Annotated in this window: 7 protein-coding genes; 4 read left to right on the top strand and 3 right to left on the bottom strand. The window is 59.8% G+C overall.

Features of this window, described 5'->3' with window-relative positions:
* Positions 1–51: 51 nt before the first annotated feature.
* On the top strand, positions 52–387 hold the full coding sequence (locus EN939_RS13885; protein ID WP_245473088.1) for a hypothetical protein: 336 nt from the start codon (positions 52–54) through the stop codon (positions 385–387).
* Between the two features lie 410 nt (positions 388–797).
* On the opposite strand, the gene EN939_RS13880 is transcribed toward EN939_RS13885, so the two are convergent.
* From EN939_RS13880 to EN939_RS13870, 3 genes are all read right to left on the bottom strand, one after another.
* The gene (locus tag EN939_RS13880) at positions 798–1,784 is read right to left on the bottom strand and encodes an ABC transporter permease (RefSeq protein WP_164748686.1); all 987 of its coding nucleotides are present in this window, start codon (positions 1,782–1,784) and stop codon (positions 798–800) included.
* A gap of 14 nt (positions 1,785–1,798) precedes the next feature.
* A complete protein-coding gene (locus EN939_RS13875) occupies positions 1,799–3,295 on the bottom strand; it encodes a sugar ABC transporter ATP-binding protein (protein ID WP_164750984.1) in 1,497 nt (498 codons plus the stop codon).
* Positions 3,296–3,368: 73 nt separating this feature from the next.
* A complete protein-coding gene (locus EN939_RS13870) occupies positions 3,369–4,436 on the bottom strand; it encodes an ABC transporter substrate-binding protein (protein WP_127372127.1) in 1,068 nt (355 codons plus the stop codon).
* A gap of 330 nt (positions 4,437–4,766) precedes the next feature.
* Between EN939_RS13870 and EN939_RS13865 the strand changes: the two genes are divergently transcribed.
* The 3 genes from EN939_RS13865 to EN939_RS13855 all read left to right on the top strand — a co-directional run.
* On the top strand, positions 4,767–5,630 hold the full coding sequence (locus tag EN939_RS13865; RefSeq protein ID WP_164748685.1) for a DeoR/GlpR family DNA-binding transcription regulator: 864 nt from the start codon (positions 4,767–4,769) through the stop codon (positions 5,628–5,630).
* Positions 5,617–6,711 (top strand): four-carbon acid sugar kinase family protein, encoded by a 1,095-nt coding sequence (locus EN939_RS13860; RefSeq protein ID WP_127268458.1) that lies wholly within the window; start codon positions 5,617–5,619, stop codon positions 6,709–6,711. The genes EN939_RS13865 and EN939_RS13860 overlap by 14 nt, the downstream gene beginning before the upstream one ends.
* Positions 6,712–6,939: 228 nt before the next feature.
* Positions 6,940–7,534: PdxA family dehydrogenase (locus EN939_RS13855; RefSeq protein WP_245473087.1), on the top strand; the 595-nt coding region annotated here is incomplete at its 3' end.

Genomic DNA, 7,534 nt, shown 5'->3' with positions numbered 1-7,534 from the left:
ATCCGTGGCTGTACGGAGAATGACTGGCCTGGCGTCGAAGTTGTCGAGAGATTGGGGCTGAGGCGCTGGCTCGAACGGCCGATTGCCGAATATTCGCTTGGCACGCAGGCCAAGATTGCCATTGCCGCCGCATTGCTCGGCGCGCCACCGCTGCTCATCTTCGACGAATCCCTGAATGGCCTCGATCCGCTCGCCGCCTTTGAGGTCAAGCGCATCATCCGTGCCATCGCACTGAGGGGGCAGCCACGCGGTCATCATCTCCACCCATATCGTGGAAGCCGTTCCCGGCCTTTGCAACCGCGCGGTGCTTCTGGCCGAGGGCAGCATTGTCCGAGAGTGGGATGCCCGGCAGTTGGCCGAGGCAAGCCACGCGCCCGGCGCTTTTGAGCTCCACGTTATGCAGGCGCTGTCGGAACCCATGAGCTGGCCAAAGAGGTAACGCGGCTTTTTTACCCAGAGGGAACGGCTTTCGGGTGACGTCTGCCTTTGGGTAGTGGCAAAGGCATCCCGAATTAGCGAACGGAGGCGCAAAGCTGCCATTCGTTTCAAAATGAATATGGTCAGCAAATGCTGAATCAGCTTCTTGAGTCAAATTGGGCGAACCGCTTACGCCACGTAGGTCGCCTGCGTGAAAGCCGGCAGGAAGCGACCGCCACCCTTCAACCGCACCATGGCGTACGTGGCTGGGAGAGCGACGGACGGCGACCAGCAGCGAGTTCGCCAGCAGACTGGAGATACAACGTCGAGTGCACGAAGATCAGAAAGGCGCGAGATCTCGCCCAACCGCAGGTCGACGCTCACTTGATGATGCCGATCTTCTTGCGATCAATGGTCACGAATACGGCGCAGACCAAAACCGTACCCTTGACGATATTCTGAAGGTACGGATCGACACCGGCCATGTTCATGCCGTTGGAAAGCAGAGTGATGATCAAAACACCCAGCATGGTACCGACAACACTGCCTACGCCTCCAGTCAATGGTGTTCCGCCGACGACCACCGCGGCTATGACGTCCAGTTCAAGCCCCTCCCCGAGTTGGGCGGTGGCGGCCATGGCGCGCGCGGCTTGTAGCAAGCCGGCAATGCCGCACAAGGCACCGAGAAGCACATACATATAGATTTTCACGCGCGCGACCTGAATGCCCGTTAGAATGGCGACACGTTCCCCACCGCCTATGGCGCGAACCTCGCGCCCGAACACCGTCCTGTTGATGATGCCATACGCGACAACCATCAGCACCAGGCCAACGATCACGGAGTGCGGAATGCCCAAAGTCCGATTGGTATAGACATCAAGGAATTGCTCATCCTCGATCGAGACAGGAGCGCCACGTGTAAAAAGCAGCACGATGCCGCGATAGACCACCATCGCTCCCATGGTTGCGATGAAGGACGGCACCTTGCCTTTGGCCAGGAGAACGCCGTTGATCAATCCGGCAACAGCACCGACGGCAATGGCGGGAATGATCGCCGCGGCGCCAAGGCTGTCAGCTGTCAATGCGGCTGCCAATGCCGCCAGTGCAACAATTGAACCGACCGAAAGATCGATTGAACCGGCCATGATGACGAAGGTCATGCCGAGCGCAGCAACCAGCAGCACCGTGCCCTGTTGAAGCACGATGAGAAGGTTGCTGAAGGTCAGGAAGCGTGGCGAGGCTATCGAGAAGATCACAATGAGCAGGACGAGCATGGCAAGCGGAAAGCCGCGTTTGACGACTTCGAACCTGGCATTGACGCCGGGTTCCCTGGTTGCGTTCGGTCTCTTGGTGGCGATCGAGGTCACGTTCGTTTCCATGGTCAGGCCATATGTCCAATGATGTCATGCTCGGTGGCATCGGCTGCCGTCTCGATGCGATGCGTAATTTGTCCTTGCCGGAGCACCAGCAAACGGTCCGACATACCGATCAGCTCAGGCATGTCTTCTGAAGACAGGATCACGGCGAGGCCCTGCGCCGCCTTCTGCTGAATGATGCGATAGATTTCCGCGCGGGCGCCGATATCGACGCCGCGTGTAGGATTGTTGAGCAGGAGCAGACGTGGCTGGACAGCCAAGCATTTGCCGATCACCACCTTTTGCAAATTGCCGCCCGAGAGCGAACGGCAGGACGCGTCGACGCTTTGCGTCTTGATGCCGAACTGGGCGATGAGGTCACCCGCGATGGCAATGGCAGCGGCGCGATCGAAGAACGGCCCACGATGCGGTGGGCGGGCCATCACCAGATTGTCGAGGAGACTGAAGTCGGCGATCAGGCCTTCATTGTGACGGTCACCAGGCAAATGAGCGACGCCCTGTCGCCAGGCGAAAGTCGGACTCGACGGCGCGTATGAACCATTTGCAAGCTTCATCGAGCCACTGCGCAAAGGCAAGTCGCCGCAAATGGCTGCGAACAGCGCTTCGGCGCCAGCGCCTTTCAATCCGGCAAGGCCGAGGATTTCGCCGGCATGTACATCCAGGCTGACGCCGTCGAGTTCGCGCCCAACGGCGACCTCGCAGGCTTCGAAGACAACAGGACCCCGTCGCGGCTTGCCTGGATCTTTCGGCGGCCGCGGCGGATAGATGCTTTTCGCGAGTTCGCGCCCCACCATGCGGCGATGAATTTCATTGGGCTCGATCTCGGCCCTGCGATAGGTTCCGACATATTGCCCGTCTTTCAGGATCGTCAATTCATCCGCGACGGCAAGCACCTCGTCGAGATGATGAGAGACGAAGGCTACGGTCATCCCCTGCCCTTTGAGTTCGCTGATGACGCCAAGGACAGCCTGAACCTCTCGATGATCGAGATAGGCGGTGGATTCGTCGAGAAGGAGGATTTTCGGATTTGTAGACAGCGCTCGGGCGATCTCGATGCATTTCAGCTCGCCGAGATTGAGGCTGCCTATGTCGGCAGAGACCGATATTTGCGCGCCAATCCGTTCGAGGATCGCTTGCGCCGCCAATTCCATACGCCTGCGATCGACAAAACCGAGAGAGCCGGCGAACTGTCGCAGACGATCGATGAAGATGTTTTCGGCAACGGTCAGCGAACGGTTGATCGTGATTTCCTGGTATACAAGCGACACGCCAAGGGCCGCCGCACCGATAACACTTGGTGGGGCATATCTTGCGTCATCCAACGTCATAACGCCGCTGTCAGGCCGTTCCGCGCCAGCGAGCATACGCAAGGTCGTCGATTTGCCGGCTCCATTTTCGCCGACGATGGCGTGAACCATACCGGGCCGAAGCACCACCGATACGCCATCCACGGCGCGTGTCTGGCCGTAGCTCTTGCGCAGGTCGCTCGCAGTCAGTGTCATGAATTGAATACGCCCAAATGCCAGGCAGGTCCTGCCCGCAACCGTGGGATTGCAGGCAGGTCCAACCGTACGTTCAGTTGCTATATTGCATCTCGAAAACGGCTGGCTTGGCATCCTTGTTGTAGAAGCGGGAGTGCTGCCTGAAATCATATGTCGGCACGCCGCCAGGAAAGTCCTTCTCGAACTGCGCGACGCGATCCTTGGTCAGCGGCAGCAGCTTCAGCTTGACATTGTCGGCGCCCGCGGGAACCGGAATACCCTTGATCTGATCGAAAAGCGCGACAAGGGCGAAGCCGCCCTGAAGCCAATGACCGCCAATATCGAAAAGCAGGTCGCCGGACTTTACCGCATCGACATTCTCAGGGTTGAGATCCATTCCGACGACCATAACGTCCTTGCCGGGCGCTTTCCCGTGATTCTTGAGAGCAGCCATCACGCCGGTCGCAGTGCCGCCGTTCGCAGCCCAGACGCCGGTGATGTCCGGATTGCCCTGGAAGAGCGATTCAAACGCGGTCTGTGACGTATCACGGACGAAATTGCCATCGACTTCGCCGGCGACGCGCACATCGGGCGCTTCCTTGAGAGCGTCTTCCAGCCCCTTGCGACGATCGATGGCGACCGAGGTGCCGGCGGTGCCGTTCACCACGCCGATCACTTTCTTGCCATCCGACCCCGGCTTGATCGCTGCGAACAGCGCCTTGGCCATTTGGTATCCGGCGCCTTCATCGCTCGGCCCGATAAAGGCGATGTAATTGGGGAAACGCTCGGTTTGAGGCGAAAAATCCGGGTAGCTGTCGGTGAGAACGACCGGTATCTCGGCTTCCTTCGCCAAGGTAAGCCCACGAGCGGCAGTGGCCCAATAGGGTGTGAAAACAATGCCGTCAACTTTCTGGGCCACCAGGTCCTCAAGCGACTTGACCATCTGGTCGGGCTTGTTGTCGGCATTGAGCACGACGAGCTTTACCCCAAGCTCATCCGCTCCCTTCTTCATGAAGGCGACATAGCTGTTCCAGAATTGCGCATCCAGGGTCGGCACGACAACGCCGACCGTGGGTTCATCGGCAGCGACAGCCGCCGTTGACAAGACGGCCGCAGCAGCGGCGCCGACAAGGGCCGATTTCAGCTTCGACAAGAAAGACATGGTTCCTCCAACCCGGTTCGCAACAGAGCCAAGCGCTCTGAATCGCTGACTTAATTTCCCATTTTTTGACAAGAACTGCGCACTTGTCAGCGCCAATTGACGACGATTGACGATCATCGCTTATCACATATGGTCAAAATCAGTCAAAATAATTCTAATGAGGCCAAAAGCGATTGGAATTCGCTCATCGCCATAACAAACCAGTGGGCTCGCCGAATGGATTCGTGATATTCGCGATGCTGGGCTCGCCATGATTCCGGCGAGCGTGTTGCTGCACTGTGCGGAGATAGGAACGTGGCAAGGAATGTTCGAAAATCAACGGTGGAAGATATGGCGCCGTCAGCGTCCGCCGGGTCATGGGAAGACGATGGCGGGCGTGGACGGGTCGATCTGATCCCAGCCAAGCGCCATGCTTTCATTCTCGAATGCCTTAAACGGGAAGGAACCGTTGGCGTTCAGGAACTCATCGATCTCATCGGCGCGTCACCTTCGACCATCCGGCGCGACCTCGAGACACTGGAACGGCAGGGAGCATTGGAGCGAACGCATGGCGGAGCAATGCTTCAACGCACGGAACTCGCCACCTTCGAGCCGGATCTCGCCACTGCCGCACACTTCGCCAGGGCTGAGAAGGAGGCCATAGGTGCGGCCATGATGTCGGAACTTCGCCCCGGCCAGAGTGTCATTTTCGACGCAAGCACGACTGTTCTGGAAGTCGCCCGCGCCATCGCGGCTGCACCCATTGCGCTTACTGCCGTCACCAACAGTCTGGCGATCGCGCAGATACTCGCAACCGTGCCGGGAGTACGCCTCGTCATGCTTGGAGGCACCTGCAAGCCGGGTTCCCTAACTCTGGTTGGCCAGCCTGGCGAGAATTTCCTGCGCACCATCCACGCCGATGTGGCAATTCTGGGCACGCATGCCATCACCGGGGACATGCTCACGGAGACCTCGCTCGAGGTCGCGGCGATGAAGCAGGCGATGATCGCCGCGGCACGCCGGGTGGTCGTGCTTGCCGACAATTCCAAATTCACCACTCCCAATTTCTGCACCATCTGCCGCCTGTCCGACATCCACCAGGTCATTACCGATGACGGCATCGATCAGGCCAACCTCACCAATCTTCGGACGCTCGATGTGAACGTCCGCGTCGTGCGCGTCAGCCGTCCGGGTTCTTCAGTTGAGCGCTCTTGAGACTGTCGATATCCGGATCATCGCGGACGACCTGACTGGCGCTCTGGACAGCGCGGTTTGCTTCGCCTCGCCAGGCCACGGTGTCGGCGTGAGCTGGCAACTGGATCGTGCGCTCTCGGGGCGTTTGGCTGTCGATATCGCCACACGTGAGGGTGCCGAGACAACCGCCGTCGCGAGACATTCGAGGTACGCGCCGTGGCTTGCCGCCGGACAACTGAGTTTCAAGAAGATCGACAGCCTTCTGCGCGGTCACGTCATCGCCGAAATACAAGCCTGCATCGTCGAGGGTGGGTACCAGCGCGTTGTTCTGGCACCCGCGTTCCCCTTTCAGGGCCGCGTTACACGTCTTGGGCGTCAATGGCGGCTCGACCGGTCCGAAATGGTAGGTCCCGACATCGTCGCCGGCCTGGGTCAGCGCTTTTCGTCTGGCCGGTCGGTACCGGGCGCGCGGCCGGTTCATTTCATCACACTCTACGACGCCGAAACGGACAAGGACCTGGACGAAATCGTTGCAACGGCGAGCGCGCCGCGGACACTCTGGGTTGGTACGGGCGGCCTGGCTGCAGCGCTGGCACGGCACGTGGGCACGCCACGCATGCCTATTCCGGCATTGCCCGCCCCGTTCCTTGGCCTTGTCGGCACAAATCACGAAGTCACGACGGCGCAGGTGGCCTGCTTTTCCGCCAGCCATGCGGACGCGCATATCGTCGTGGAACGCGACATCGACAAAGCGAAAAGGGATTTGGCGAAACGGATCATGAGAGGCGCGCCATCGGTTGTCACCGTCGCTGCATCGGGTGATCGCCACGCGGTGGCGGATCATATCGGCAAGGTGTTTGCCTCGCTTCTCGACGGCTTGCCACTGCCCGGAACGCTGCTCGTCACCGGCGGTGAAACATTGCGATCGGTGTGCTCCAGCCTGGGCGTCGTCGAACTCACGGTCGAGAGCGAGATCGAGCCGGGGCTTCCGATTTCCAGGATCGAAGGCGGTGTTTTCAAGGGGCTGGCCACAATCTCGAAATCTGGCGCATTCGGCGACAGCGCCCTCTTCTGCAGGCTCGCGACTCCAGCCCATCGCTGATCAGGACCGTCGCCGGCCAAAGGCATGGGGCGGGTCATTCGCGCCGGTCAAATCACGTCCAACGACGGTTCAGCAGCCCGGGGATATGGGCTCGCCCCCCTCGGAGGGGTTGAAAACATGCCGATTTTCACCGCACCGTTGATTACGAATGACCGCGAAAGAAAACTATTGCGCATTGATGGTTATAAGGCTTAGAAGATGCTCACAATTGACCAATTAGAGGCGTTCATGTCTGGTCCAAGACTCGGCATCACAATGGGTGATCCTGCGGGCATCGGCCCCGAGATCATCGCAAAGGCATGCGCACGGCTGAAACCGCGCCTTGCCGACGGATCGTTGTCCCTTCTCATAATCGGCAGCGTCACCGCGATGCGTGCGATGGAGTCGATTTCCGGGCGCATCGAGGAGGAACAGCCGTCGGCTTCGGCCACCGGGGTTTTTCCGCCGCTAGCCATTCTCGAAGCCGGCCCCGAACGCACACCTATCGAGACAGGCGTCTTGTCGGCGGAAGGCGGGCGCCTCGCCTATCTGGCGATCGAAAAGGCCGTTCGCCTGGCGCAGGCCGGTTCAATTGCGGGCATCGTTACGGCTCCCCTCAACAAGGAGGCGCTCAATCTGGCCGGCTATCATTATGCCGGTCACACCGACATGCTGGCAGAACTGACAGGCGCCCGCGATTCCGTGATGATGCTCGCCCATGGCGATTTTCGCGTCAGCCACGTCTCGACCCACGTCGCGCTGGCCCAGGTTCCATCGAAACTGACCGAACCTCGGTTGCGGCGGGTTATCCAGTTGACGGTCGAGGCGTTGCACGGCCTTGGCA

The organism is Mesorhizobium sp. M7A.F.Ca.CA.002.05.1.1 (genome assembly GCF_003998335.1).
In the GTDB taxonomy this organism is placed as follows: Bacteria; Pseudomonadota; Alphaproteobacteria; order Rhizobiales; family Rhizobiaceae; genus Mesorhizobium.
This window is presented reverse-complemented; position numbering and strand designations above follow the sequence as displayed.